Origin of the sequence: Klebsiella sp. K-Nf6, from assembly GCF_002806655.1 — a bacterium.
Taxonomy (GTDB): Bacteria; Pseudomonadota; Gammaproteobacteria; order Enterobacterales; family Enterobacteriaceae; genus Klebsiella; species Klebsiella variicola.
The window spans coordinates 101,820-126,811 of record NZ_PIBN01000016.1; the positions used below are offsets into that span (position 1 = coordinate 101,820).

General features: G+C 57.0%; 25 protein-coding genes. 9 read left to right on the plus strand and 16 right to left on the minus strand.

The window, feature by feature from the left end; genetic code table 11:
- The first annotated feature begins 38 nt into the window (after window positions 1-38).
- The 4 genes from CWM61_RS22460 to dolP are packed head-to-tail and all read left to right on the plus strand — an operon-like array spanning window position 39 to window position 3,692.
- The gene (locus CWM61_RS22460; RefSeq protein WP_100631964.1) at window positions 39-2,147 is read left to right on the plus strand and encodes a penicillin-binding protein activator; all 2,109 of its coding nucleotides are present in this window, start codon (window positions 39-41) and stop codon (window positions 2,145-2,147) included.
- Window positions 2,105-2,491 (plus strand): YraN family protein, encoded by a 387-nt coding sequence (locus CWM61_RS22465; RefSeq protein WP_074387504.1) that lies wholly within the window; start codon window positions 2,105-2,107, stop codon window positions 2,489-2,491. Before CWM61_RS22460 ends, CWM61_RS22465 begins: the two co-directional genes overlap by 43 nt.
- Before the next feature lie 25 nt (window positions 2,492-2,516).
- A complete protein-coding gene (gene diaA / locus CWM61_RS22470) occupies window positions 2,517-3,107 on the plus strand; it encodes a DnaA initiator-associating protein DiaA (protein ID WP_002918211.1) in 591 nt (196 codons plus the stop codon).
- A 9-nt stretch (window positions 3,108-3,116) separates the two neighbouring features.
- Window positions 3,117-3,692, plus strand: coding sequence for a division/outer membrane stress-associated lipid-binding lipoprotein (dolP, locus tag CWM61_RS22475; RefSeq protein WP_002918214.1), 576 nt, complete (start codon window positions 3,117-3,119; stop codon window positions 3,690-3,692).
- 121 nt (window positions 3,693-3,813) lie between these two features.
- Here the strand turns inward: dolP and CWM61_RS22480 are convergent, their stop codons facing one another.
- Together CWM61_RS22480 and CWM61_RS22485 are read right to left on the minus strand one after the other, a co-directional pair.
- Entirely contained in the window at window positions 3,814-4,854 is a 1,041-nt protein-coding gene (locus tag CWM61_RS22480; RefSeq protein WP_074387503.1) for a permease, read from the minus strand.
- A gap of 75 nt (window positions 4,855-4,929) precedes the next feature.
- On the minus strand, window positions 4,930-5,577 hold the full coding sequence (locus CWM61_RS22485; RefSeq protein WP_100631965.1) for an NAD(P)H-binding protein: 648 nt from the start codon (window positions 5,575-5,577) through the stop codon (window positions 4,930-4,932).
- Window positions 5,578-5,705: 128 nt separating this feature from the next.
- On the opposite strand from CWM61_RS22485, the gene CWM61_RS22490 reads away from it, so the two are divergent.
- Window positions 5,706-6,242 (plus strand): type 1 glutamine amidotransferase domain-containing protein, encoded by a 537-nt coding sequence (locus CWM61_RS22490; protein ID WP_100631966.1) that lies wholly within the window; start codon window positions 5,706-5,708, stop codon window positions 6,240-6,242.
- Here CWM61_RS22490 and CWM61_RS22495 read toward each other — a convergent pair.
- The gene (locus CWM61_RS22495; RefSeq protein WP_008806619.1) at window positions 6,204-6,647 is read right to left on the minus strand and encodes a YhbP family protein; all 444 of its coding nucleotides are present in this window, start codon (window positions 6,645-6,647) and stop codon (window positions 6,204-6,206) included. The two genes, CWM61_RS22490 and CWM61_RS22495, sit on opposite strands and share 39 nt — an antisense overlap.
- Window positions 6,648-6,696: 49 nt before the next feature.
- On the opposite strand from CWM61_RS22495, the gene CWM61_RS22500 reads away from it, so the two are divergent.
- Window positions 6,697-6,987 carry a GIY-YIG nuclease family protein gene (locus tag CWM61_RS22500; protein ID WP_165784222.1) on the plus strand — a complete coding sequence of 97 codons (291 nt, stop codon included), beginning with the start codon at window positions 6,697-6,699 and terminating at the stop codon, window positions 6,985-6,987.
- Here the strand turns inward: CWM61_RS22500 and CWM61_RS22505 are convergent.
- Window positions 6,974-7,477 carry a GNAT family N-acetyltransferase gene (locus CWM61_RS22505; protein ID WP_061153211.1) on the minus strand — a complete coding sequence of 168 codons (504 nt, stop codon included), beginning with the start codon at window positions 7,475-7,477 and terminating at the stop codon, window positions 6,974-6,976. The genes CWM61_RS22500 and CWM61_RS22505 overlap by 14 nt on opposite strands.
- Window positions 7,471-7,995 carry a ubiquinone anaerobic biosynthesis accessory factor UbiT gene (gene ubiT / locus CWM61_RS22510; protein ID WP_074387500.1) on the minus strand — a complete coding sequence of 175 codons (525 nt, stop codon included), beginning with the start codon at window positions 7,993-7,995 and terminating at the stop codon, window positions 7,471-7,473. The genes CWM61_RS22505 and ubiT overlap by 7 nt, the downstream gene beginning before the upstream one ends.
- Window positions 7,996-8,216: 221 nt before the next feature.
- Between ubiT and ubiU the strand changes: the two genes are divergently transcribed.
- The 3 genes from ubiU to CWM61_RS22525 all read left to right on the plus strand — a co-directional run bounded on the left by ubiU (window position 8,217) and on the right by CWM61_RS22525 (window position 11,247).
- Window positions 8,217-9,212, plus strand: coding sequence for a ubiquinone anaerobic biosynthesis protein UbiU (ubiU, locus tag CWM61_RS22515; protein ID WP_004206164.1), 996 nt, complete (start codon window positions 8,217-8,219; stop codon window positions 9,210-9,212).
- A gap of 5 nt (window positions 9,213-9,217) precedes the next feature.
- Window positions 9,218-10,096 (plus strand): U32 family peptidase, encoded by an 879-nt coding sequence (locus CWM61_RS22520; protein ID WP_100631967.1) that lies wholly within the window; start codon window positions 9,218-9,220, stop codon window positions 10,094-10,096.
- 143 nt (window positions 10,097-10,239) lie between these two features.
- Complete coding sequence (locus CWM61_RS22525; protein ID WP_048268246.1) at window positions 10,240-11,247, plus strand: luciferase-like monooxygenase; 1,008 nt, start codon at window positions 10,240-10,242, stop codon at window positions 11,245-11,247.
- Window positions 11,248-11,291: 44 nt separating this feature from the next.
- On the opposite strand, the gene mtr is transcribed toward CWM61_RS22525, so the two are convergent.
- The 11 genes from mtr to rimP all read right to left on the minus strand — a co-directional run bounded on the left by mtr (window position 11,292) and on the right by rimP (window position 24,729).
- Window positions 11,292-12,536 (minus strand): tryptophan permease, encoded by a 1,245-nt coding sequence (gene mtr, locus CWM61_RS22530; RefSeq protein ID WP_100631968.1) that lies wholly within the window; start codon window positions 12,534-12,536, stop codon window positions 11,292-11,294.
- A gap of 143 nt (window positions 12,537-12,679) precedes the next feature.
- Window positions 12,680-14,632: a DEAD/DEAH family ATP-dependent RNA helicase gene (locus tag CWM61_RS22535; protein WP_074387497.1), complete on the minus strand. Its 1,953-nt coding sequence runs from the start codon at window positions 14,630-14,632 to the stop codon at window positions 12,680-12,682.
- On the minus strand, window positions 14,625-14,705 hold the full coding sequence (gene yrbN / locus CWM61_RS22540) for a protein YrbN (protein ID WP_085954934.1): 81 nt from the start codon (window positions 14,703-14,705) through the stop codon (window positions 14,625-14,627). Before yrbN ends, CWM61_RS22535 begins: the two co-directional genes overlap by 8 nt.
- 104 nt (window positions 14,706-14,809) lie before the next feature.
- A complete protein-coding gene (nlpI, locus tag CWM61_RS22545) occupies window positions 14,810-15,694 on the minus strand; it encodes a lipoprotein NlpI (RefSeq protein ID WP_002918241.1) in 885 nt (294 codons plus the stop codon).
- 108 nt (window positions 15,695-15,802) lie between these two features.
- Window positions 15,803-17,938 (minus strand): polyribonucleotide nucleotidyltransferase, encoded by a 2,136-nt coding sequence (gene pnp, locus CWM61_RS22550; RefSeq protein WP_061153206.1) that lies wholly within the window; start codon window positions 17,936-17,938, stop codon window positions 15,803-15,805.
- Window positions 17,939-18,180: 242 nt separating this feature from the next.
- Window positions 18,181-18,450, minus strand: a complete 270-nt coding sequence (rpsO, locus tag CWM61_RS22560; RefSeq protein WP_004106090.1) for a 30S ribosomal protein S15 — start codon at window positions 18,448-18,450, stop codon at window positions 18,181-18,183.
- Window positions 18,451-18,598: 148 nt separating this feature from the next.
- Window positions 18,599-19,543 carry a tRNA pseudouridine(55) synthase TruB gene (truB, locus tag CWM61_RS22565; RefSeq protein WP_061153205.1) on the minus strand — a complete coding sequence of 315 codons (945 nt, stop codon included), beginning with the start codon at window positions 19,541-19,543 and terminating at the stop codon, window positions 18,599-18,601.
- Window positions 19,543-19,944: a 30S ribosome-binding factor RbfA gene (gene rbfA / locus CWM61_RS22570; RefSeq protein ID WP_002918248.1), complete on the minus strand. Its 402-nt coding sequence runs from the start codon at window positions 19,942-19,944 to the stop codon at window positions 19,543-19,545. Before rbfA ends, truB begins: the two co-directional genes overlap by 1 nt.
- A gap of 102 nt (window positions 19,945-20,046) precedes the next feature.
- The gene (gene infB / locus CWM61_RS22575) at window positions 20,047-22,737 is read right to left on the minus strand and encodes a translation initiation factor IF-2 (protein ID WP_061153204.1); all 2,691 of its coding nucleotides are present in this window, start codon (window positions 22,735-22,737) and stop codon (window positions 20,047-20,049) included.
- A 24-nt stretch (window positions 22,738-22,761) separates the two neighbouring features.
- Window positions 22,762-24,249, minus strand: coding sequence for a transcription termination factor NusA (gene nusA, locus CWM61_RS22580; protein ID WP_008806630.1), 1,488 nt, complete (start codon window positions 24,247-24,249; stop codon window positions 22,762-22,764).
- A gap of 27 nt (window positions 24,250-24,276) precedes the next feature.
- Entirely contained in the window at window positions 24,277-24,729 is a 453-nt protein-coding gene (rimP, locus tag CWM61_RS22585) for a ribosome maturation factor RimP (RefSeq protein WP_002918364.1), read from the minus strand.
- Window positions 24,730-24,992: the final 263 nt, after the last annotated feature.

The following is a 24,992-nucleotide window of genomic DNA, read 5'->3' on the forward strand; positions in this document are numbered from 1 at the left end:
TATTGAGCATTGAGCCAAAAAAATATCACTGGACACTTATGGTACCGTCAACATTTCTTCGTTCTAAGCCCGCGCGCTGTCTGCCCGTATTGCTGGCGACGCTTCTTTTTGCTGGCTGCGGCACCCACACGCAGGATCAAAGCACGGCGTTTATGCAGGGTACATCGCAGGCCAACTCCAGTTTCTACCTACAGCAGATGCAGCAAAGCACGAATGATAGCAAGACCAACTGGCAATTACTCGCCATTCGTGCACTGCTGCAGGAAGGGAAGAAACAACAGGCCATCGACCTGTACAACCAGTTGCCGTCGAACCTGAACAGCACCCAGGCCCGCGAACAGTCGCTGCTGGCAGTGGAAGTGAAGCTGGCGCAAAACGACTATCAGGGCGCTCGTACTCTGCTGGCAAAACTCGACCCGGCAAGCCTGGATCAACCCCAGCAGGCGCGCTACTGGCAGGCACAAATTGATGCCAGCCAGGGTAAGCCATCAGTTACGTTACTGCGTGCGTTAATCGCCCAGCAGCCGCTGCTGAGTGATGCCAAACAACGCCAGCAAAACATTGACGCGACCTGGCAAGCGCTCACCTCGATGACCCAAGATCAGGCCAATGCGCTGGTGATCAATGCCGATGAAAATACCCTCCAGGGCTGGCTGGATCTGCAGCGGATGTGGTTTGACAATCGCAACGATCCGACGCTGCTGAAGGCGGGCGTTAAAGACTGGCAGACGCGCTATCCGCAAAACCCGGGCGCAAAAATGCTGCCGACGGCGCTGGTGAACATGCAAAACTATAAGCCCGCGTCCACCAACAAGATTGCGCTTTTTCTGCCGCTGAACGGCCAGGCGTCGATCTTCGGCCGCACTATCCAGCAGGGCTTTGAAGCCGCCAAAAATGGTGCGCCGTCGGTGACGGGTAGCGCCGTTCCCGCGCAGGTTGCCCAGGCGGCGAATGTCTCCGGGAATGATGACGTGGTGAGTCCGTCGCAGGCAGAAATCAGCGATCTTACCGCCACCGGAAGCCGCGCTGAACCGGTGCAGGCGCCGGCACAAGACCAGGCGGCGCCTGCCGCGGAACCTGCAGCCCAGGCGCCGGCAGCGGCCGCCACGCCGCAGACCACCGCTTCCCCGGCCACCCAGCCGGTCACCGCCCCGACCGCGCAGCCTCAACCCGTGGTCGCCACCGCCGCCAACCCCTCTGCGGAACTAAAAATTTACGACACCACCAGCCAGCCCATCAGTCAGTTGCTTGCCCAGGCTCAGCAGGACGGCGCCACTTTAGTCGTCGGACCGCTGCTGAAAGAGAACGTGGATGATGTGATTAAGAGCAACACGCCGCTCAACGTGCTGGCCCTCAACCAGCCGGAAAAAGTCGAAAGCCGCGCTAACATCTGCTATTTCGCCCTTTCTCCGGAAGACGAAGCGCGTGACGCCGCCCGACATATCCACCAACAGGGCAAACAGACGCCGCTGCTGCTGGTTCCGCGCGGTGCGCTGGGCGATCGCGTGGTTAGCGCTTTTGCCGACGAATGGCTGAAGCTGGGCGGCGCCAGCGTCCTGCAGCAGCGCTTTGGCTCCACGGCTGAGCTGCGCGCCGGCGTCAACGGCGGAGGGGGCATTGCGCTGAGCGGCACGCCGGTCTCCACCCTGCCTTCGGCCCAGAACAGTTCCCTCGGCGGTGCGGATGAGATGCCGGTGAGCAGCGGCGGCAGCGTAGACGCCGCCTATATCCTCGCCACCCCGGAACAGATTGCCTATATCAAACCCATGATCGCTATGCGCAACGGCAGTCAAAACAATGTCACCCTGTACGCCAGCTCACGCAGCGCTCAGGGCACCGCAGGGCCGGATTTCCGTCTGGAGATGGAAGGCCTGCAGTATAGTGAAATCCCGATGCTGGCCGGCAGCAACCCGGCGCTGATGCAGCAGGCGCTGTCCGCTGTACGTAATGACTACTCGCTGGCGCGCCTGTATGCCATGGGCGCTGACGCCTGGTCACTGGCGAACCACTTCACGCAAATGCGCCAAACGCCGGGCTTCGAGCTGAACGGGAATACCGGCGATCTGACGGCCACCCAGGATTGTGTGATTAACAGGAAACTGTCATGGCTCAAATACCAGCAGGGAAAAATCGTTCCGGCCAGCTAAGCAAACAGACTGGCGATGCCTGGGAAAACCAGGCTCGCCGCTGGCTGGAAGGCCAGGGCCTGCGTTTTATCGCCGCCAATGCCCGCGAGCGTGGCGGCGAAATTGACCTCATCATGCGCGACGGCACCGTCACCGTTTTTGTCGAGGTGCGCTACCGCCGGAGCGCCCAGTACGGTGACGCGGCAGCCAGCGTCACCCCGCAAAAACAACAACGACTGCTTAAAGCCGCCCGTTTGTGGCTCTGCCGACAGAATGGGAGCTTTGAGACTGTGGATTGCCGTTTCGATGTGGTAGCCTTCACCGGAAACGACATCCAATGGCTAAAAAACGCCTTTGGCGAATAGCGTAATACCAGAAGTAAGGGATCCCGTGCTCGACAGAATCAAAGCCTGCTTTACCGAAAGCATTCAAACCCAAATTGCCGCAGCAGAAGCACTCCCGGACGCGATTTCCCGGGCGGCGATGACGCTCGTGCAGTCCCTGCTCAACGGCAACAAAATCCTCTGTTGTGGTAATGGCACCTCCGCCGCCAACGCACAGCATTTTGCTGCCAGCATGATTAATCGTTTTGAAACGGAACGCCCTGGTTTACCCGCCATTGCACTAAATACCGATAATGTGGTCTTAACCGCGATCGCCAACGATCGCCTGCATGACGAGATCTACGCCAAGCAGGTGCGCGCCCTGGGACACGCCGGCGATGTGCTGCTGGCGATCTCTACGCGCGGTAACAGCCGGGATATCGTCAAGGCGGTGGAAGCCGCCGTGACCCGCGACATGACTATCGTCGCGTTAACCGGCTATGACGGCGGTGAGCTGGCTGGCCTCTTAGGTCAGCAGGATGTCGAAATCCGCATCCCCTCGCATCGCAGCGCGCGTATTCAGGAGATGCATATGCTGACCGTCAACTGTCTGTGCGATTTGATAGATAACACCCTTTTTCCACACCAGGACGATTAAGGAGAACACATGAAGGCTCTCTCGCCCCTCGCCATCCTGCTTTCTGCACTACTGCTGCAGGGCTGTGTTGCCGCCGCGGTAGTCGGAACGGCAGCTGTCGGCACCAAAGCCGCAACGGACCCGCGTACGGTGGGAACCCAGGTCGATGACAGCACCCTGGAACTGCGCGTCAATAGCGCCTTGTCGAAAGATGAACAGATTAAAAAACAGGCCCGCATCAACGTCACGGCTTATCAGGGCAAAGTCCTGCTGACCGGCCAGTCGCCAACGCCGGATCTCTCTGCCCGCGCCAAGCAAATCGCCATGGGCGTGGAAGGGACCACGGAAGTGTTTAATGAAGTGCGCCAGGGCCAGCCGATTGGTTTAGGGACCGCCTCGTCTGATACCTGGATTACCACCAAGGTGCGTTCGCAGCTGCTGAGCACCGATCAGGTCAAATCCTCGAACGTGAAGGTGACCACGGAAAACAGTGAAGTCTTCCTGATGGGGCTGGTGACCGATCGTGAAGGCCGGGCGGCCGCGGATATTGCCAGCCGGGTGAGCGGCGTGTCCCGCGTGACCACCGCCTTTACCTACATCAAATAAAGCTGCAGTCTCCCGGCTGGCGCTGCGCTTAGCCGGGCTACCGTCCCCTATGCGTTGGGTGCCGGGTAAGGCGTAGCCGCCGCCCGACACCCAATCCGGCTATCCTTACGTTTACGGCAAACTACACCAGTGCCAGCGCACCGACAATCGCCCCGCACAGCGCCACCAGTCCGCCAGTCAGCCACAGCGCTTTGGCCGGGAAGGCTTTGCGCAGCATAATCAGCGACGGTACGCTCACCGCCGGCAGAGTGATGAGCAGCACCAGCGCTGGCGCCGTCCCCATGCCAGCCAGCATCATCGTCTGCACAATCGGAATTTCCGCCGCGGTAGGGATCACAAACAGGCAGCCGGCTATCGCCATCGCGATGACCCAGAATAACGTGTTATCCACCGCGCCATCGGCGTGCGGGAACAGCCAGACGCGCGCCGCTCCCAGCACCAGTACCGCAAGGATATAAACCGGGATCGTATTCCAGAACAGCGTCCACAGCGCCCGCAGCCAGCGGCTAAAGAAGCTGTCTCTGGCCGCTTCAGACGGTGCAGCAGGCACTGCTACCGGCTGCGTCGCCGCCTCTTTCACCCATTTCTGCACCAGGGTCGCGACAATCAGCACCGTCGCCAGGCCAGCGACCAGGCGAACCAGCGCAAACTGCCAGCCCAGGACAAAGCCCATAAACACCAGCGTCGCCGGGTTGAGCAGCGGGTTACCCATCCAGAACGCCAGCGCCCCGCCCATCGACACCTGCTGTTTGCGCATGCCGGCCGCGACCGGCGCGGCGCAGCAGGTGCACATCATGCCGGGCAACGAGAAAATCGCCCCCAGAAGCGTGCCCTGAAAACGCGATTGTCCCAGGGTGCGCAGCAGCCAGTCGCGCGGGATCAGCACCTGAATCAGCGACCCGAGCAGCACGCCGAGCACTGCCGCTTTCCAGACGGCAAGGAAGTAAACTATCGCGTAGTCCCACGCGGCTTTCAACGGGTTAGCGTCGGCCTGGGCCAGAATGGATTTACCGATACTGTGGGTTTCCGCGGCGGTGAAGGCTTTCCCGTAATAGGGCTGCCATTTGACAAACCACAGGCCGACAATCACGACGAGAAAGAAAAGCGCGGGTTTCCACCATTGAAACGGTGACGCCGCCTGAGATGAAGACTGACCAGTCATAGCATTCCCCAGCAAGAAATGTGGATATGAATTGAAGCCGTGAATAGTACGCCGGATGTTTGCGTTTGCAAAACGCTATTCAGCCTGCTGCGCGGCGCGCTCCCGCAGTTGGGATGACGTCAGAATTTGCACGCCTTCCTGGGTGGGCGACAGCGCCTCCGCCAGCAGGGCAATCGCCACGTCACGCGCCGGAATCGCCTTCCAGTTTCCCGGCAGCAGCCGGAACAGCGGTTCGAGGAAAGTCTCATTGGCCCGCTTCTTTTCCCGCTCGCCTGACAGCATCGACGGCCGGGCAATGGTCAGCCGCGGCCAGGCCTGTTCGATCAACGCCGCCTCCATTTCCCCCTTCACCCGATTGTAGAAAAACGGCGAGTGGGCATTGGCGCCCATCGCGCTGACCACCAGCATATGCTGCGCGCCAAGCCGTTTTCCGGCCAGTGCCGTATCGATAACCAGCGTGTAATCAGCATGGACAAAGGCCTCTTTGCTTCCCGCTTCCCGACGCGTCGTCCCCAGGCAACAGAAGACGATATCGACCGGGTCGACCACCTGCGCCAGGGCATCGGTCAGCTGGGGATCGTGAGGATTAAAGACACCTTCCGCCGGCGCCAGCGGGCGACGCGTCGGCGCGGCGATGGCGCTGATGCTCGGCTCATTCTGCAGCATCCGGAGTAAGTGACCGCCAACTAACCCGGTCGCGCCGGTTAATAATACCTGACTCATTGATTCTCCTTTACAGAATTCTCCGCCTTGCACTTTCGGGCTCATGTTCCAGGCTTAATACCTTACAAGGTAAGTATCCACCATCATCATGGAATTACCTCATTGACCATCCAGATAGCGGAGGAAGCATGAGTAAAAAGATAGCCGTGCTCATTACCGACGACTTTGAAGATTCTGAATTTACCTCTCCCGCCGACGCGTTCAAGCTCGCCGGGCATCAGGTCGTCACGATCGAAAAGCAGGCTGGCAAGACGGTGAAGGGTAAACAGGGAGAAGCGGAGGTCGCCATCGACAGAGCCATCGATGACGTCACACCGGGTGAATTTGATGCCTTGCTGCTGCCCGGGGGCTATTCCCCTGATCAGCTGCGCGGGGATGAACGCTTCGTCACCTTTACCCGCGATTTCGTCAACAGCGGGAAGCCGGTCTTCGCCATCTGCCACGGCCCACAGCTGCTGATCAGCGCCGATGTGGTCCGCGGGCGTAAGCTCACGGCGGTGAAGCCTATCGTGGTGGATGTGAAAAACGCCGGGGGCGAGTTTTACGACCAGGAGGTGGTGGTCGATAACGAACAGCTGGTCACCAGCAGAACGCCGGACGATCTGCCGGCCTTCAATCGCGAAGCGCTACGCCTGCTCGGCGCCGGCATCACGCCGCCAGTGTAACTTTTTCCCGAAGCCCAGCGTGTTATCGGTAAACTTGATTTCGTCCGGACGAATCTCCCATACCGGCGCCGACAACATGCGGGCCACCGGAAAGCGCTTGACGTAGCGCTGGCGCATCCGCGCCTCTTCGTCACCGCTCAGACGACGGATCTCGCCTTTGAACTGCACGCCGCGGATCAGGGCCACGGTTTTTGGCTGGCCATTGACCGTACCGGCCACTTTCGCCCGTTCACCGGTCATCTGACCGTGGCGGGTGTGCTCATCGCTGAGCAGATAAAAGGCCACGGTATCCGGGTCATAGACGTAAAAGGCATTCGCACACCACAGCTCGTCGTCGCGGGAGACGCACCAGGTGACGACGTGCTGTTTACTCAGCCAGCGACCAATGGCAGCAAGGGTTTCCATCTTTCTTCTCCATTATGCTATGGTGCACACACCTTACCATAGCGACTTTGTGACCGTGTGCTGGTTTCTGTATCTCATTCGAACCGCGGATAATCGCCTTTATACCGGCATCACCACCGATGTGCCGCGCCGCTTTCGCCAGCATCAGGCGGGAAAAGGCGCGAAGGCGTTGCGCGGTAAAGGCGACCTGCTGCTGGCCTTTAGCCACGAGGTTGGTGAACACTCACTTGCGTTGCGACTGGAATACCGCGTTAAGCAGCTAACGAAGCGCGAAAAAGAGCGCCTCGTTGCCGGAGAGGATGCCTTCGAAACCCTGCTGGCGAGGCTCAAAGACGATTAAAATGGTCGCTGTATTCTACCTGGCCATGGACGCCTTCGAGAGCGTCATCCGCCAGACGGTGAACCTGGAACGCCTCCGCGCTGTCCGGCCAGCGGCAGCGGAGATCGAAGCGCGCGGCCGGCTCAAAACCGAAGCGACGGTATAAATTCGGGTCGCCCAGCGTCACCACCGCGGCATAGCCAAACTCATTCAGCGAATCCAGCCCTTCATAGACCAGTTGCCGGCCGATGCCCTGTCCACGATAGTGTTCATCCACCGCCAGCGGCGCCAGACCGACCCACTGCAGCTCTTCACCTTCCACCGCAACCGGGCTGAAGGCAACGTAGCCGATCACCTGGCCTTCATCATCCGTTGCCACCACCCCCAGCGTGATCAGTCCATCTTCACGCAGATCGTGCACCAGCTGCGCTTCGGCATCGCGGCCGAAGGTACGACGCAGCAGCGCGTCGATTCCCGGTGCATCAATCCCAATTTCCACTCGAATCAGCATGCCTCACCTACCGATGTCTGTTCAGGTTTCTGCGGGCTCTTCAGTCCAGCTTCGACAAAATCCGCCAGTTGCAGCAACATCACGCGCAGCGCTTTTGGCATCTGCTCGAGCTCAATGGCGTCCATCAAATTTTTTACGTACAGCCCCAGCTCCGTATCGCCTTCAATCACCAGACGACGCTGGAAGAATAGCGTATCCGGATCCTGCTTGCGCGCGGCAATCATTAACAGATCGCTGGCATCGGCACTGAAGCTGACGTCGGCGTCGGCCTGTTGGCTGACCACCAGGCGACCATCGACTACCGAGGTATACCACAGCAGACCGATGTCACGCACATGAATACTTAACCAGCGCCCCTCGAGAAACTCCAGTTCTCCCTCTGCCAGCGCCTGATGGAACTGCCAGCTTAGCACCTGCTCCAGCACCTGGCGCTTGAGGGCAAAAGGCGCCAGCTTAACCGGCACGCTCAGTAAAGACGGGCCAAAGTGGACCAGCCGGGAACGCAGTTTATCCAACACAAGCTTTACTCCATGAATGCAATTGTTCCGCTATTGTGCCATATCACATAAACAACATAGCGGCGTAAATCAACAAAAACGCGATGACGGCCGCCAGTTATTGGCGCCACCAATACACTTTTAACTGCCTCAAATCAAAAATTGTCACCAGAAGGTTAACTAAAATCCCTGCTCGTTAACCATTCAGCGTCCCTGACGGGCCGCATTTTTCAGGAAAAATTATGGAGCTGCTCTGCCCAGCCGGTAACCTTCCGGCGCTTAAGGCGGCCATCGAAAACGGCGCCGATGCCGTCTATATCGGGCTGAAAGATGACACCAACGCCCGCCACTTTGCCGGCCTTAATTTCACCGAAAAAAAACTGCAGGAAGCCGTCAGCTTTGTGCATCAGCACCGTCGTAAGCTGCATATTGCGATCAACACCTTCGCCCATCCCGACGGCTACGCCCGCTGGCAGCGCGCAGTGGACATGGCCGCACAACTGGGCGCCGATGCGCTCATCCTGGCCGATATTGCCATGCTGGAGTACGCCGCGGAGCGTTATCCACACATTGAGCGCCACGTTTCGGTGCAGGCTTCCGCCACCAATGAAGAGGCCATTCGCTTCTATCATCGCAACTTTGACGTGGCGCGTGTCGTACTGCCACGAGTGTTATCTATTCACCAGGTAAAACAATTGGCCCGCGCCACGCCGGTGCCGCTGGAAGTCTTCGCCTTCGGCAGCCTGTGCATCATGGCGGAAGGCCGCTGCTATCTCTCTTCTTACCTGACCGGCGAATCGCCGAATACCGTCGGCGCCTGTTCGCCTGCCCGCTTCGTGCGTTGGCAACAAACGCCGCAGGGGCTGGAATCGCGCCTTAATGAGGTGCTGATCGACCGCTATCAGGATGGCGAAAACGCCGGTTATCCGACGCTGTGCAAAGGCCGCTACCTGGTCGATGGCGAGCGCTACCATGCGCTGGAGGAACCCACCAGCCTCAACACCCTGGAGCTGTTGCCGGAATTGATGGCCGCCAATATCGCCTCGGTGAAAATCGAAGGCCGTCAGCGCAGCCCGGCGTACGTCACCCAGGTGGCGAAAGTCTGGCGCCAGGCGATCGACCGCTGCAAAGCCGATCCGCAGAATTTTGTGCCGCAATCCGCCTGGATGGAAACCCTTGGTTCGATGTCTGAAGGGACACAAACCACCCTTGGCGCCTATCACCGTAAATGGCAGTGAGAAACATGAAATATTCATTAGGGCCGGTGCTGTACTACTGGCCAAAAGAAACGCTGGAAGATTTTTACCAGCAGGCGGCAAACAGTTGCGCCGACACCATTTATCTCGGCGAAGCCGTGTGCAGCAAACGCCGCGCCACCAAAGTTGGCGACTGGATCGAGATGGCAAAAGCGCTGGCCGGCAGCGGCAAACAGGTGGTGCTGTCTACCCTCGCGCTGGTGCAGGCCTCCTCCGAACTGGGCGAACTGAAGCGCTATGTCGATAACGGCGAGTTCCTGATTGAGGCCAGCGACCTTGGCGTGGTGAACCTCTGCGCCGAACGCAAGCTGCCGTTCGTCGCCGGTCATGCGCTGAACTGCTATAACGCCGTCACTCTGCGCCTGCTGCTGAAACAAGGCATGATGCGTTGGTGCATGCCGGTAGAGCTTTCCCGCGACTGGCTGGCAAATTTACTGACCCAGTGCGAAGAGCTGGGTATTCGCAACCAGTTTGAAGTGGAAGTGCTGAGCTACGGCCATCTGCCGCTGGCCTATTCCGCGCGCTGCTTTACCGCCCGCTCGGAAGACCGGCCAAAGGACGAATGCGAAACCTGCTGCATCAAGTACCCGACCGGGCGCAGCATGCTGTCGCAGGAGAACCAGCAGGTGTTCGTGCTCAACGGTATCCAGACCATGAGCGGCTACGTCTATAACCTGGGCAACGAGTTAACCTCGATGCACGGCCTGGTGGATATGGTGCGCCTGTCGCCGATGGGCAACGAAACCTTCGCCATGCTCGAGGCCTTCCGCGCTAACGAAAACGGCGCTGCACCACTGGATCTTACCAGCAATAGTGATTGCAACGGCTACTGGAAACGGCTGCCCGGGCTGGTGCTTCAGGCCTGATAAACCGCTCACTTTGTTAACAACAGTGCTCAGATTTTAATGCATTATTAAAGATGCAGCTTTTCTGGCTGGCGCGTCCAGGATGCGCCAGGCTGGAAGAAGACCTTCAATCTGATGACGATGCTGTAGCAAAGTGAGCCTTTATGACTGACAAATCTGTTCCGTTCTCGGTGCTCGACCTGGCGCCGATCCCGCAAGGATCTTCTGCCAAAGAAGCCTTTACCCACTCTCTGGATCTCGCCAGGCTGGCCGAATCGCGCGGCTATCACCGCTACTGGCTGGCGGAGCACCATAATATGGTCGGCATTGCCAGCGCGGCGACCTCGGTGCTGATAGGCTATCTCGCCGCCAATACCACCACTCTGCATCTCGGTTCCGGCGGGGTGATGCTGCCCAACCACTCACCGCTGGTGATCGCCGAACAGTTCGGCACCCTGAATACCCTTTATCCCGGGCGTATCGATCTCGGGCTTGGCCGCGCGCCAGGTAGCGATCAGCCGACCATGCGAGCCCTGCGCCGCCATATGAGCGGCGATGTCGATAACTTCCCCCGAGACGTGGCGGAACTGGTGGACTGGTTTGACGCCCGCGATCCGAACCCGCACGTGCGTCCGGTTCCCGGCTATGGCGAACGAATTCCGGTGTGGCTGCTGGGCTCAAGCCTGTACAGCGCCCAGCTGGCGGCGCAGCTCGGCCTGCCGTTTGCTTTCGCCTCACACTTCGCGCCGGACATGCTGTTCCAGGCGCTGCATCTGTATCGCAGCAATTTCAAACCTTCGGCGCGGCTGGAAAAACCGTACGCGATGGTGTGTATCAATATCATCGCCGCCGACAGCAACCGCGATGCGGAGTTTCTCTTCACTTCCATGCAGCAGGCGTTTGTGAAGCTGCGTCGCGGAGAAACCGGACAACTGCCGCCGCCGGTGGAAAATATGCATCAGCTGTGGTCAGCGTCTGAGCAGTATGGCGTGCAGCAGGCGTTAAGCATGTCGCTGGTCGGCGATAAGGCTAAGGTTCGTCATGGTTTAGAGTCGATTCTGCGCGAAACCGAGGCGGACGAAATCATGGTCAATGGCCAGATCTTCGACCATCAGGCGCGCCTGCATTCGTTTGATTTAGCGATGCAGGTGAAAGAGGAGCTGTTGGGGTAACACTAACGTCAGCCCGGTGGATGTCATGCCACCGGGCATTAACCTTACTGATAAACCGGCAGCAAGTTAAAGCTCGACAGGAAGTGCACCACCGCGTTGCCGAGACCAAAGAGCAGGATCAGCACAATCATCGCTTTTCCGCCCCATACGCGGAACTGTGGGCTGCCGAAGCGTTTACGCGAAGCGCGGGCCAGCAGCGCCGGCACAATGGCCGCCCATACCGTCGCCGCCAGGCCAGCATAGCCGATGGCATACAGGAAGCCGTCAGGCTTCACCAGCCCGCCAATCATCGGCGGGATAAAGGTCAGCAGCGCGGTTTTAAAGCGCCCCATCGCGCTATCGTCGAAGCCAAACAGATCCGCCAGATAGTCAAACAGACCCAACGTGACGCCGAGGAACGAACTGGCGACGGCAAAGTTGGAGAACACCACCAGCAGCAGATCCAGACCGCGGTTATTCAGCACACCACTCAGGGCCTGCACCAGCACATCAATGTTACCGCCCTTCTGCGCGATATCGATAAACTGCGGACGGGGAATATTGCCCATCGTCACCAGCAGCCAGACCACGTACAGAACCAGCGCCAGCAGCGTACCGTAAACCAGGCAGCGGGTAATGGTGCGCGGATCCTTACCATAATATTTCATCAGGCTCGGCACATTACCGTGATAGCCAAACGAGGCCAGGCAGAACGGCAGCGTCATCAGCAGGTAGGGCGCATAGGAGGCATTCTTCTCCGCGACGTTAAACAGCGTCGTCGGTTCGACGTGTCCCAGCAGGCTGCCGAAGGTCAGGAAGAAGGTGATGACCTTGGCGCCGAGCACGATAGCCGTCATGCGGCTCACCGCTTTGGTGCTCATCCAGACAATAAACGCCACCAGCAGCGCAAAGCCGAAGCCTGCCGCGCGCGCCGGTACGTTCAGCGACATTTCACTGAAGGTGTGGTGCAGGATCGAACCGCTCGCCGAAATATAGGCGTAGGTCAGGATATACAGCACAAAGGCGATCGACACGCCGTTCACCAGGTTCCAGCCTTTGCCGAGCAGGTCTTTGGTGATGGTGTCGAAGCTGGAGCCAATCCGGTAGTTGAGGTTGGCTTCCAGGATCATCAGACCGGAGTGCAACATGCAGAACCAGGTGAAAACCAGTGCCGCCAGCGACCAGAATAACCACGCGCCGGACATCACCACCGGCAGCGAGAACATGCCCGCGCCGATAATTGTGCCGCCGATAATCACCACGCCGCCAAATAAAGACGGTCGGGTGGTCGTAGTGGTTAGTGTCGCCATTTACCGAATTCTCCAGTCAAAAAAACTTTCCCACGATGGGTGCGACGCACTGTACCAGTACACGAGTACAAAAGGAATAAAAAAAGCCCCAATCATGACGATCGGGGCTGTATTATTTACTTTACGCTAGCGTGTTGTGCTAATTACGCATCGCCACCGAAACGACGACGACCGGCGGAGTCATCACGACGCGGAGCAGCACCAGCATCATCGCGGCGCGGTGCGCGGTTACCACCGTCACGACGCTCGCCGCTGAAACGACGACCATCACCACGACCGCCTTCACGACGCTCGCCACCGAAGCTACGGCCGCCTTCACGACGCTCACCGCCGAAACTACGACCGCCTTCACGACGCTCACCACCGCCACGGCGTTCACCGCCACGGTCTGGACGCGGCTGAGCATCACCCAGCAGCTGCATGTTCATCGGTTTGTTCAGGATGCGGGTGCGAGTAAAGTGCTGCAGTACTTCGCCCGGCATACCTTTCGGCAGTTCGATGGTGGAGTGAGAACCGAACAGCTTGATGTTACCAATGTAACGGCTGCTGATGTCGCCTTCGTTAGCGATCGCGCCAACGATATGACGAACTTCAACGCCGTCATCACGGCCCACTTCAATGCGGTACAGCTCCATATCACCAACTTCACGACGCTCACGCTTCGGACGATCTTCACGATCGCCACGCGGACCACGGTCATTGCGGTCGCCGCGACGTTCGAAACGATCGTCACGATCGCGGAACTCGCGCTTAGGACGCATCGGCGCGTCCGGCGGAACGATCAGAGAACGTTCGCCCTGGGCCATTTTCAGCAGCGCAGCAGCCAGCGTTTCCACGTCCAGCTCTTCGCCTTCCGCCGTCGGCTGGATTTGCGACAGCAGCGCACGGTACTGGTCCAGATCGCTGCTTTCCAGCTGCTGCTGAACTTTAGCCGCGAATTTTTCCAGGCGACGTTTACCCAGCAGTTCTGCGTTCGGCAGTTCTACTTCAGGAATAGTCAGCTTCATCGTACGTTCGATGTTACGCAGCAGGCGACGCTCGCGGTTCTCAACGAACAGAAGGGCGCGGCCAGCACGACCCGCACGACCGGTACGGCCGATACGGTGAACGTAAGACTCGGAATCCATCGGGATGTCATAGTTAACAACCAGGCTGATACGCTCAACGTCCAGACCACGGGCCGCAACGTCGGTCGCGATCAGAATGTCCAGACGACCGTCTTTCAGACGCTCCAGCGTCTGCTCACGCAGCGCCTGGTTCATATCGCCGTTCAGCGCGGCGCTGTTATAGCCGCTACGCTCCAGCGCTTCAGCCACTTCCAGGGTCGCGTTTTTGGTACGCACGAAGATAATCGCCGCATCAAAATCTTCCGCTTCCAGGAAGCGCACCAGCGCTTCGTTTTTACGCATGCCGTAGGCCGTCCAGTAGCTCTGGCTGATATCCGGGCGCGTGGTGACGCTGGACTGAATGCGCACTTCCTGCGGCTCTTTCATAAAGCGGCGGGTAATGCGACGAATCGCTTCCGGCATGGTGGCAGAGAACAGCGCGGTCTGATGACCTTCCGGGATCTGCGCCATAATCGTTTCTACGTCTTCGATAAAGCCCATGCGCAGCATTTCATCGGCTTCGTCCAGTACCAGACCGCTCAGTTTAGAGAGATCCAGCGTGCCGCGCTTCAGGTGGTCCAGCAGACGACCCGGGGTACCGACAACGATCTGCGGACCCTGACGCAGGGCGCGCAGCTGCACGTCATAACGCTGGCCGCCGTACAGGGCAACCACGTTTACGCCGCGCATATGTTTAGAGAATTCCGTCATTGCTTCGGCAACCTGTACCGCCAGTTCGCGGGTCGGCGCCAGCACCAGAATCTGTGGTGCTCTCAGCTCAGGATCAATGTTGTTCAGCAGCGGTAAAGAGAACGCTGCGGTTTTACCGCTACCGGTCTGGGCCATACCCAGAACGTCGCGGCCGTCCAGCAGATGCGGAATGCACTCAGCCTGGATCGGAGATGGTTTTTCGTAACCCAGATCGTTAAGCGCTTCAAGGATGGGAGCCTTCAGGCCCAGATCTGCAAAAGTGGTTTCGAATTCAGCCATGTAGTACGTGTGCCTCAAAATTAATGGCGGCCAGTCTACATAACTCATCGTGAAAATTTTCGGTAATTTTCATTGAAAAGTGTGAACCGGCTCAAAGTAGGTGTATTAACGAACAACAACGCCCTCACCCGCAAAGGTGATGGCAAGCAAAAAACTATGGGCTGATGTGTTCGTCAGCTATTGCTGGTCCGATTCTGCCAGGTCATCTTGCTCCTGGCCCAAGAGCGATAATTCCAACAATGCGTATCGGTGCTCAACGTAGTTATGTACGTTGTTGGCGACCGCCAGTTTGAACAGTGCCGTAGCGCTGTCCTTGTCCCCCAGACTTAGGTAGTACTTACCTAAATAGAAGTTGGTTTCACTGAGATGCTCAGCGAGCGAGGTGTTATCCGTTGCGTCTGCCTTCAGACGAGTCATCAGCTCTTTTTCGCTAATGTCGCCAAGGTAGAACTCGACAATGTTCCATCCCCATTGCTCTTTGTCCGACTTGTTTAAGCGCTCTCTGAGTGCTTCAAGCGCCCGCTTCTCGTCGAGTTTACGCTCGGCGATGTAAAGCCACAGGCTACGGAAAGGATCATTGGGATCGTCTTGATAAAACGCCAGCAGATCATCTTGCGCTAACTTAGCCCGGCCGCCGTAATACAGGGCGATACCGCGGTTCAAGTGCGCGTAGTTGTAAGTTGGATCAAGCTCAAGTACAGAATCAAACGCTTCATAGGCAGCATCAAAATTGCCTGCCTGCGTTAAGTAAATGCCTAAGTAATTGAATACTTCAGGCATATCGGGTCGGATTGCCAGCGCTTGTGAAAAATCATTTCGCGCTAATGCCCTCAGACCGAGACTATCATACAACACTCCGCGCTCATATAAAAGCTGTGCGCGTTCGTCATCGGATAAAGCCCGACTGGCAAGAATTTGTTCCATGCGTGCCAGAATCACTTCTTGCTGTAAAGTCGGTTGCAATGGTACTGCGAGGACGGCGTCCTTACGCCAGGCGGTGCTACTGCATCCTGCCAGCGTGAGAGCTGTCGCCACGAAACACCAGCGCAAAAAAGGCTTCATTTCCCACTCCCGAAGACAACGATTGGATGAACGTCCTGTTCCCCGGCTGCAAACGAGGCGTCCTGCCCGTAAAACGCCCTCCGCAAAAGCGGAGGGCTAACGGCAACCTTACTCGCCCTGCTCGGCGACCGGAGCTTCCGGCGCTGCAGCAGACGGAGTCTGTTCAGTTGCTTCTTTGATGCTCAGACGGACACGGCCCTGACGGTCAACTTCCAGAACCTTAACCGGTACTTCCTGACCCATCTGCAGATAGTCAGTCACTTTCTCAACACGCTTGTCAGCGATCTGCGAGATGTGAACCAGACCTTCTTTACCGCCGCCGATGGCAACGAACGCGCCAAAATCAACGATACGGGTCACTTTACCATTGTAGATACGGCCAACTTCGATCTCAGCAGTGATCTCTTCGATACGACGGATAGCGTGCTGCGCTTTGTCGCCGTCGGTCGCTGCGATCTTCACGGTACCGTCATCTTCGATTTCGATGGTGGTGCCGGTTTCTTCGGTCAGGGCACGGATAACAGAACCGCCTTTACCGATAACGTCTTTGATCTTGTCCGGGTTGATCTTGATGGTGTGGATACGCGGTGCGAATTCAGAGATGTCGCCGCGCGGCGCGTTAATCGCCTGTTCCATCACGCCCAGGATGTGCAGACGCGCACCTTTAGCCTGGTTCAGAGCAACCTGCATGATTTCTTTGGTGATACCTTCAATTTTGATATCCATCTGCAGCGCAGAGATACCGTCGCGGGAACCCGCTACTTTGAAGTCCATATCGCCAAGGTGGTCTTCGTCACCCAAGATGTCAGACAGAACAACGAAGTTGTCGCCTTCTTTCACCAGGCCCATTGCGATACCCGCAACGGCGGCTTTCACCGGTACACCCGCGTCCATCAGCGCCAGAGAGGCGCCACAGACGGAAGCCATGGAAGAAGAACCGTTGGATTCGGTGATTTCAGACACCACGCGAACAGTGTACGGGAATTCGTCGATAGTCGGCATCACGGCCAGTACGCCGCGCTTAGCCAGACGACCGTGACCGATTTCACGACGCTTCGGAGAACCCACCATGCCAGTTTCGCCTACGGAGTACGGAGGGAAGTTGTAGTGGAACAGGAAGGAGTCCGTGCGCTCGCCCATCAGTTCGTCGATGTTCTGCGCGTCGCGTGCGGTACCCAGGGTAGCAGTAACCAGCGCCTGCGTTTCGCCACGGGTAAACAGTGCGGAACCGTGAGTACGCGGCAGTACGCCGGTACGAACGTCCAGACCACGAATCATGTCTTTTTCGCGACCATCGATACGCGGCTCGCCTGCCAGTACGCGGCTACGAACAACGTTCTTCTCGATAGCGTGCAGGATTTCACCCAGTTCGTTAGCGTCCAGGGTTTCATCTTCTGCAACCAGCGTGGCGATGGTTTCAGACTTGATCACGTCAACCTGAGCGTAACGCTCTTGTTTGTCGGTGATACGGTAAGCATCGCTCAGGCGGGATTCAGCCAGTGCAGCCACGCGCGCGTTCAGCGCGGCATCAACGACTTCCGGCTGCCAGTCCCAACGCGGTTTACCGGCTTCTTTCACCAGATCGTTGATGGTCTGGATAACAATCTGCTGCTGTTCGTGACCAAAGACCACTGCGCCCAGCATCTGGTCTTCGCTCAGCAGTTCAGCTTCGGATTCAACCATCAGCACGGCCGCTTCAGTACCGGCAACCACCAGGTCCAGTTTGCTGGACTTCAGTTCTTCCTGGGTTGGGTTCAGTACGTACTGGTCGTTGATGTAACCCACGCGCGCGGCGCCGATTGGGCCATTGAACGGAATACCAGACAGGGACAGCGCAGCGGAAGCGCCAATCATCGCGACGATATCCGGGTTAACCTGCGGGTTAACGGAAACGACAGTGGCGATAACCTGAACTTCGTTAACGAAGCCTTCCGGGAACAGCGGGCGAACCGGGCGGTCAATCAGACGCGCGATCAGGGTTTCACCTTCACTTGGACGGCCTTCACGACGGAAGAAACCACCCGGGATTTTACCGGCAGCGTAGGTACGCTCCTGGTAGTTAACAGTCAGCGGGAAAAAGTCCTGGCCTGGCTTCGCTTTTTTCTGACCCACAACGGTAACGAACACCGCAGTGTCATCCATGCTAACCATCACAGCGGCCGTTGCCTGGCGCGCCATCATGCCGGTTTCCAGGGTCACGGTATGCTGGCCGTACTGGAATTTACGAACGATCGGATTAAGCAAAATTCTATCCTTTTTATCTATAAATGACGCCATATCCACGACATAGCGTCTATTGACCCGATCCTCTGCATCCTCGCGACTAATGACAACCTTTACCCGCCCCTGCGGATGAAGCCTCTCATTAGCCGCGCGAACCTCTGCATGAAGATCATTACTAGCAACAATACATGAGTTTTGAATGAATTGCTGCCGCCCGGTCGAAAAAAGGGGCCGTCAGGCCCCTTTTTCTGAAACTCGCAGAATTAGCGACGCAGACCCAGACGCTCGATCAGCGAAGAGTAACGTGCAACATCTTTACGTTTCAGGTAGTCGAGCAGTTTACGACGCTGAGAAACCATGCGCAGCAGACCACGACGGCTGTGGTGATCTTTTTTGTGCTCTGCAAAGTGGCCCTGCAGGTGGTTGATCTGTGCGGTCAGCAGTGCAACCTGAACTTCGGTAGAACCGCTGTCGTTTTCGCCACGACCAAACTCAGAAACGATTTTTGCTTTAGCTTCAACGCTTAGAGACATTTTATAACTCCAAAAATTAAAAGAAAGAAAGGGTGCCGATCTCTAATTCAGCGACCCCTGATGCAACGCCCGAAAATGTTAAAACACTTTAGCGGACGTTAAGCGGCGATATTCTACTCGTAGCAGGCTTTTATCGCAAGAAAAGCGCTTACGCCGGGTATTCCACCACCAGACGACGCGGCGCCACGCGGCCTTCATCGTCAATTTCGCCCATGCCGAGAAACTTGCCAGACTCGTTTTCCATCACCCGCACCAGCCCGCTAAGCGGCGCGCCAGACTGACGTACCGGGTTGCCGTTCTTAAAGTAGACCGCGGAAGTCTCCGGAATCGTCACCAGCGGATAGTCTGAAGCCGGGCTGTCCATCGGCATCAGCAGCGGGTCAAGCAGTTGCGCGGCAGGGATATCCTGCGCCGCCGCCTGATCGACCAGTGCCTGCAGCTGCTCGAGGGTCACCATCCGCTCAACCGGGTATTTGCTCACCGCCAGGCGACGCAGGAAAATCACGTGCGCGCCGCAGCCGAGTTTCTCACCTAAATCATCGATAATCGTTCGGATGTAGGTGCCTTTCGAGCAGTGGATCTCCAGCTCCAGTTCATCGCCTTCGTGGCGAATAAACAGCAGCTCATAGACCGTAATCGGCCGGGCCTCCCGCGGGACGTCAATACCCTGGCGAGCATATTCGTACAGCTTCTTGCCCTGATATTTGAGCGCCGAGTACATCGACGGCACCTGCTGCGTCTCGCCGCGGAAACTCTCCAGCGCCGCCGCCAGCTGTTCGTCGCTAAAGGTTAGCGGACGCTCTTCCACCACCTGACCGTCGGCATCGGAGGTATCCGTGCGCTGGCCCAGTTTGGCAATCACGCGATAACGCTTATCGGAGTCCAGCAGATACTGGGAAAACTTGGTCGCTTCGCCAAGGCACACTGGCAGCATACCGGTCGCCAGCGGATCCAGCGCGCCGGTGTGCCCGGCGCGGTTGGCGTTATAAATACGTTTTACTTTCTGCAGCACATCGTTGCTGGAAGCGCCCTGAGGCTTATCCAGCAGCAATACGCCGTGCACGTCGCGGCCGCGACGACGAGGACGACTCATCAGTCCTCCTTGCTGTCGTCCGGGTTCACACGACGCTCATCGTCGTGTTTCACCACGCTGGTGACCAGGTTGGACATGCGCATCCCTTCCACCAGTGAGTTGTCGTAGAAGAAAGTCAGTTCCGGCACGATGCGCAGGCGCATCGCTTTACCCAGCAGAGAGCGGATAAAGCCAGAGGCTTCCTGCAGCGCTTTGATACCCGCTTTTACCGCGGCTTCATCTTTGTCGTTGAGGAAGGTGACATACACCTTGGCATAGGCCAGGTCGCGGGACATTTCCACACCGGAAACGGTGGTCATCATGCCCAGACGCGGATCTTTGATTTCACGCTGCAGGATGATGGCAATCTCTTTTTGCATCTCCTGGGCCACACGCTGCGGGCGACCAAATTCTTTCGCCATAATAAGTTCTCCAGAATAAAGACAAAAAAGGGGCCAAAAGCCCCTTTTTAAAATGATTGCCGGGTGGCGCTTCGCTTCCCCGGCTGCTTAGCCATCAGATGATTAATCGATGCTACGCTGGATTTCGATGATTTCGAACACTTCGATCATATCGCCAACGCGAACGTCGTTGTAGTTCTTCACACCGATACCACATTCCATGCCGTTACGGACTTCGTTGACGTCATCTTTGAAGCGGCGCAGGGATTCCAGCTCGCCTTCATAGATAACCACGTTGTCGCGCAGTACGCGGATTGGGTTGTGACGTTTGATCGTCCCTTCGGTAACCATACAGCCTGCGATGGCGCCGAATTTCGGCGATTTGAACACATCACGTACTTCAGCCAGACCAATGATCTGCTGTTTCAGTTCCGGAGACAGCATGCCGCTCATCGCTGCTTTCACTTCGTCGATCAGGTTATAGATGACGGAGTAGTAACGCAGATCCAGGCTTTCCGCTTCGATAACTTTACGTGCAGAGGCATCGGCACGAACGTTGAAGCCAACCAGAATCGCGTTGGAAGCTGCTGCCAGGGTCGCGTCGGTTTCGGTGATACCACCTACGCCGGAACCGATGATCTTCACTTTCACTTCGTCGGTAGACAGTTTCAGTAAGGAATCGGAAATCGCTTCGACAGAACCCTGCACGTCCGCTTTCAGCACGATGTTCACTTCGTGAACTTCGCCTTCAGTCATGTTAGCGAACATGTTTTCCAGTTTAGATTTCTGCTGACGCGCCAGCTTAACTTCACGGAATTTGCCTTGACGATACAGTGCAACTTCACGCGCTTTTTTCTCGTCACGAACCACGGTCACTTCATCACCCGCAGCCGGAACACCGGACAGGCCGAGGATTTCCACCGGAATGGACGGACCCGCTTCCAGAACTTCGCGACCCAGTTCGTCACGCATCGCACGCACGCGGCCATATTCAAAGCCACACAGTACGATATCGCCCTTATGCAGGGTACCTTCGCGAACCAGAACGGTAGCCACCGGACCACGACCTTTATCGAGGAAGGATTCGATGACCGCGCCGCTCGCCATACCGTTACGTACGGCTTTCAGTTCGAGAACTTCAGCCTGCAGCAGAATAGCGTTCAGCAGGTCGTCGATACCAGTACCGACTTTCGCGGATACCGGGATGAACTGCGCTTCGCCGCCCCACTCTTCCGGCATTACGCCGTACTGGGAGAGTTCGTTCTTCACGCGATCCATATCCGCTTCCGGCTTATCGATCTTGTTCACCGCAACCACTACCGGCACCTGCGCCGCTTTGGCGTGCTGGATAGCTTCCACAGTCTGCGGCATCACGCCGTCGTCTGCTGCCACCACCAGAACCACGATATCCGTCGCCTGCGCACCACGAGCACGCATAGAGGTAAACGCGGCGTGGCCCGGGGTATCCAGGAAGGTGATCATGCCGTTGTCGGTTTCTACGTGGTAGGCACCGATGTGCTGGGTAATACCACCCGCTTCGCCGGAGGCAACCTTAGTAGAACGAATGTAGTCCAGCAGCGAGGTTTTACCGTGGTCAACGTGACCCATGATGGTCACTACCGGTGCGCGCGGTTCAGCCGCAGCGCCGGTGTCACGGTCGCTCATTACTGCTTCTTCCAGCTCGTTTTCACGACGCAGGATAACTTTGTGGCCCATCTCTTCGGCAACCAGCTGTGCGGTTTCCTGGTCGATGACCTGGTTGATGGTCGCCATGGCACCCAGCTTCATCATCGCTTTGATGACCTGAGAACCTTTCACCGCCATCTTGTTAGCCAGTTCGCCAACGGTGATGGTTTCGCCGATGATAACGTCACGGTTAACCGCCTGAGCCGGCTTCTGGAAGCCCTGCTGCAGAGCAGAACCTTTACGGTGCTTGCCGCCTTTGCCACCACGAACGGCCGCACGGGCTTCTTCACGGTCAGCTTTAGATTCAGCGTGTTTGTTGCCTTTTTTGGCCGGACGCGCCACTTTGCTGCTACGACTACGACCACGGCCGCCTTCGACTTCACGGTCGTTATCATCTTCAGCCTGACGCGCATGCTGAGAGGTGGTTACGTGGTAGTCGGTCGTTTCTTCAGGGGTTTCTGGCGTTTCAGTCCAGTTTTTTTCATTTTCTTCAGCCATACGGCGTGCTTCTTCCGCTACACGGCGCGCTTCTTCTTCAAGTTTGCGGCGTGCTTCTTCTTCCGATTTGCGCTTCAGCTCCGCTGCTTCGTTCTCACGGCGGGTCTTTTCAGCCTGGGCGGTCTTGGTCATTTCGTCGGTATGTTGATTGCTCACTTTGTCTTTTTCCGCGGCTTCACGTTTCGCTTTATCAGCGACTTCACGTTTAGCTTGTTCTGCGGCCTCACGTTCAGCTTTTAATTGCGCCTCGCGTTTCGCTGCTTCTTCAGCTTCACGACGGGCCTGCTCTTCCGCTTCACGCTGCGCCTGCTCTTCCGCGGCCAGGCGTTCAGCCTCTTGCGGATCGCGTTTCACAAAGGTGCGTTTCTTGCGGACTTCGATTTGTACCGATTTACTCTTTCCACCGGTACCTGGAATATTCAACGTGCTGCGCGTTTTACGCTGCAACGTCAGCTTGTCAGGCGCCGAACCGTGTTCACGATTCAGGTGCGTTAACAAGGTTTGCTTCTCTTGCGCGGTCACAGAATCATCAGCCGATTTGCGAATACCTGCATCAGCAAATTGCTGTATCAGGCGATCCACAGAGGTCTGAATTTCTGAGGCCAGCGCTTTAATAGTCACATCTGTCATGCTGTTCCTTCCTGCTACAGTTTATTACGCTTCGTCGCCGAACCAACAAATGTTGCGAGCAGCCATGATGAGCTCGCCAGCTTTCTCGTCGGTCATCCCTTCGATATCAGCCAGGTCATCAACGCCCTGCTCGGCGAGATCTTCCAGCGTACAAACACCACGGGCGGCCAGTTTGAATGCCAGAGCACGATCCAGACCTTCCAGATTCAACAGATCATCGGCAGGTTTGTTGTCTCCCAGGCTTTCTTCCTGAGCCAGCGCCAGCGTAGTCAGTGCGTTTTTCGCACGCTCACGAAGTGCTTCAACGGTGGCTTCATCCAGACCGTCGATTTCCAGCAGTTCTTTCATTGGCACATAGGCCAGTTCTTCCAGCGAGGAGAAGCCTTCTTCAACCAGCACTGTCGCGAAATCTTCATCAATATCGAGATATTTGGTGAAGGTATCGATAGCGGCATGCGCTTCCGCCTGGTGCTTAGCCTGCAGATCGTCAACGGTCATCACGTTGAGTTCCCAGCCGCTGAGCTGCGAAGCCAGACGAACGTTCTGACCGTTACGGCCAATCGCCTGCGCCAGGTTGCCCGCTTCCACCGCGATATCCATGGTGTGTTTATCTTCATCCACCACGATAGACGCGACGTCTGCCGGCGCCATGGCGTTAATCACGAACTGCGCCGGGTTATCATCCCACAGGACGATATCGATGCGTTCGCCGCCCAGCTCAGTAGAGACGGCCTGCACACGCGCACCGCGCATACCAACGCAAGCGCCAACCGGGTCGATACGCTTGTCGTTGGTTTTTACCGCGATTTTCGCACGAGAGCCCGGATCGCGAGCTGCCGCTTTGATCTCCAGCACTTCTTCCCCGATTTCCGGCACTTCGATGCGGAACAGTTCGATCAGCATCTCAGGTTTGGAACGGGTCACGAACAGCTGGGCGCCACGCGCTTCCGGACGGACAGCGTACAGTACACCGCGGATGCGGTCGCCCGGACGGAAGTTTTCACGCGGCAGCATATCTTCACGCAGGATCACGGCTTCAGCGTTGTTGCCCAGATCCAGGGTGATATTGTCGCGGTTCACTTTTTTCACCACGCCGGTGATGATCTCACCTTCGTGCTCGCGGAACTGATCGACCACCATCGCGCGCTCGGCTTCGCGGACTTTCTGCACGATAACCTGCTTAGCGGTCTGCGTGGTGATACGGTCGAAGGTGACAGACTCAATCTGATCTTCGACATAATCGCCGACGTTCATGCTTTCATCTTCGTAACGCGCCGCTTCCAGCGTGATCTCGCGCGTCGGCTGAGTCACCTCTTCCACAACCAGCCAGCGACGGAAGGTGTCAAAATCACCGCTCTTACGGTCGATTTCTACGCGAACGTCGATCTCTTGTTCGTATTTTTTCTTGGTGGCCGTTGCCAGCGCGCTTTCCAGCGCTTCGAAAATTTTCTCGCGCGGCAGCGCTTTTTCGTTGGAAACGGCTTCAACAACAGCCAAAATTTCTTTGTTCATCGGGGCCTTTCACCTCAATCCAGACTGTTAAAAGTGGGGAACCAGGTTCGCCTTCTGGATGTTACTCAGCGCGAACACTTCATCTTTGCCTTCGACGGTTACCGTGATCATTTCACCGTCTACCGCTTTGATAATGCCCTGCCATTTGCGACGGTTCTGAACCGCCATGCGCAGCACCAGCGCAACTTCTTCGCCAGTGAAACGTTGATAGTGTTCGGCGGTGAACATCGGACGGTCGAGACCAGGCGAAGAGACTTCCAGGTTGTAAGCGACAGTGATCGGGTCTTCAACATCCATGACGGCGCTTACCTGGTGGCTCACATCAGCACAATCATCAACGTTGATGCCATCTTCACTATCAATATAGATGCGCAGTGTGGATGTGCGACCGCGAATAAATTCGATGCCGACCAGCTCAAAGCCAAGCGCTTCAACCGGCGCAGTGAGCATCTCTGTTAATTTTTGCTCTAATGTGGACAAACCCACCCCCAAGACATAAAAAAAGGGCGTATAGCCCAGTTATTCTGAAGTCAGATAACAAAAAACCCCGATAAATCGGGGCTTTAGATAACTGAACCCTGAGATCGCCATGGCGATCTGGAACACCTTCCGCAAGAATTCTTTCAAATTCGGCTACGAAGGACACTTAGTCCTCACAGTATATTTGAAAAAGTACTTAATGGGAAAGTGGTTGCGGGGGCCGGATTTGAACCGACGACCTTCGGGTTATGAGCCCGACGAGC

What these genes read in the sequence shown, in the direction of transcription:
- CWM61_RS22460 (WP_100631964.1), top strand. Translation starts at nt 39, where the DNA reads ATGGTACCGTCAACATTTCTTCGTTCTAAGCCCGCGCGCTGTCTGCCC.
- CWM61_RS22465 (WP_074387504.1), top strand. Translation starts at nt 2,105, where the DNA reads ATGGCTCAAATACCAGCAGGGAAAAATCGTTCCGGCCAGCTAAGCAAA.
- dolP (WP_002918214.1), top strand. Translation starts at nt 3,117, where the DNA reads ATGAAGGCTCTCTCGCCCCTCGCCATCCTGCTTTCTGCACTACTGCTG.
- CWM61_RS22480 (WP_074387503.1), bottom strand. Translation starts at nt 4,854, where the DNA reads ATGACTGGTCAGTCTTCATCTCAGGCGGCGTCACCGTTTCAATGGTGG.
- CWM61_RS22485 (WP_100631965.1), bottom strand. Translation starts at nt 5,577, where the DNA reads ATGAGTCAGGTATTATTAACCGGCGCGACCGGGTTAGTTGGCGGTCAC.
- CWM61_RS22490 (WP_100631966.1), top strand. Translation starts at nt 5,706, where the DNA reads ATGAGTAAAAAGATAGCCGTGCTCATTACCGACGACTTTGAAGATTCT.
- CWM61_RS22495 (WP_008806619.1), bottom strand. Translation starts at nt 6,647, where the DNA reads ATGGAAACCCTTGCTGCCATTGGTCGCTGGCTGAGTAAACAGCACGTC.
- CWM61_RS22505 (WP_061153211.1), bottom strand. Translation starts at nt 7,477, where the DNA reads ATGCTGATTCGAGTGGAAATTGGGATTGATGCACCGGGAATCGACGCG.
- ubiU (WP_004206164.1), top strand. Translation starts at nt 8,217, where the DNA reads ATGGAGCTGCTCTGCCCAGCCGGTAACCTTCCGGCGCTTAAGGCGGCC.
- CWM61_RS22520 (WP_100631967.1), top strand. Translation starts at nt 9,218, where the DNA reads ATGAAATATTCATTAGGGCCGGTGCTGTACTACTGGCCAAAAGAAACG.
- CWM61_RS22525 (WP_048268246.1), top strand. Translation starts at nt 10,240, where the DNA reads ATGACTGACAAATCTGTTCCGTTCTCGGTGCTCGACCTGGCGCCGATC.
- mtr (WP_100631968.1), bottom strand. Translation starts at nt 12,536, where the DNA reads ATGGCGACACTAACCACTACGACCACCCGACCGTCTTTATTTGGCGGC.
- CWM61_RS22535 (WP_074387497.1), bottom strand. Translation starts at nt 14,632, where the DNA reads ATGGCTGAATTCGAAACCACTTTTGCAGATCTGGGCCTGAAGGCTCCC.
- yrbN (WP_085954934.1), bottom strand. Translation starts at nt 14,705, where the DNA reads ATGAAAATTACCGAAAATTTTCACGATGAGTTATGTAGACTGGCCGCC.
- nlpI (WP_002918241.1), bottom strand. Translation starts at nt 15,694, where the DNA reads ATGAAGCCTTTTTTGCGCTGGTGTTTCGTGGCGACAGCTCTCACGCTG.
- rpsO (WP_004106090.1), bottom strand. Translation starts at nt 18,450, where the DNA reads ATGTCTCTAAGCGTTGAAGCTAAAGCAAAAATCGTTTCTGAGTTTGGT.
- truB (WP_061153205.1), bottom strand. Translation starts at nt 19,543, where the DNA reads ATGAGTCGTCCTCGTCGTCGCGGCCGCGACGTGCACGGCGTATTGCTG.
- rbfA (WP_002918248.1), bottom strand. Translation starts at nt 19,944, where the DNA reads ATGGCGAAAGAATTTGGTCGCCCGCAGCGTGTGGCCCAGGAGATGCAA.
- infB (WP_061153204.1), bottom strand. Translation starts at nt 22,737, where the DNA reads ATGACAGATGTGACTATTAAAGCGCTGGCCTCAGAAATTCAGACCTCT.
- nusA (WP_008806630.1), bottom strand. Translation starts at nt 24,249, where the DNA reads ATGAACAAAGAAATTTTGGCTGTTGTTGAAGCCGTTTCCAACGAAAAA.